Raw genomic sequence first — 410 nt, forward strand, 5'->3', positions numbered from 1 at the left:
GCGTCGACCAGCGCGGTGAGCAGCCGGCCCAGCAGCGGCGAGTCGCGGTGCACCAGGAGGGTCTCGGCGGAGTTGCAGACGCTGACCCGGTGGGTCTTGGCGTTGAGCACGATGGCCTCGGCCATGTCGGCCTGGGCGGAGGCGTCGACGTACACGTGGCAGTTGCCCACCCCGGTCTCGATCACCGGCACTGTCGAGTCGCGCACCACGCGCTGGATGAGCTCGGCGCCCCCGCGCGGGATGACGACGTCCACGAGCCCGCGGGCGTTGAGCAGCTCGCCGACGCTGGCCCGCTCGGCGGGCAGCAGCTGCACGCTGTCGGCCGGCAGCCCGGCCTTGGCCGCGGCCTCGGCGAGCACCTGCACCAGGACGACGTTGGTGCGGTACGCCGACGCCGAGCCGCGCAGCAG

General features: G+C 73.9%; 1 protein-coding gene. It reads right to left on the reverse strand.

Going from position 1 to position 410, the window contains the following annotated elements:
* The coding region (locus M3677_RS17605) for an aldehyde dehydrogenase family protein (RefSeq protein WP_251161226.1) at positions 1 to 410 on the reverse strand (410 nt) is incomplete at both ends.

The sequence above is a fragment of the Curtobacterium sp. P97 genome (assembly GCF_023712445.1).
Lineage (GTDB): Bacteria > Actinomycetota > Actinomycetes > Actinomycetales > Microbacteriaceae > Curtobacterium.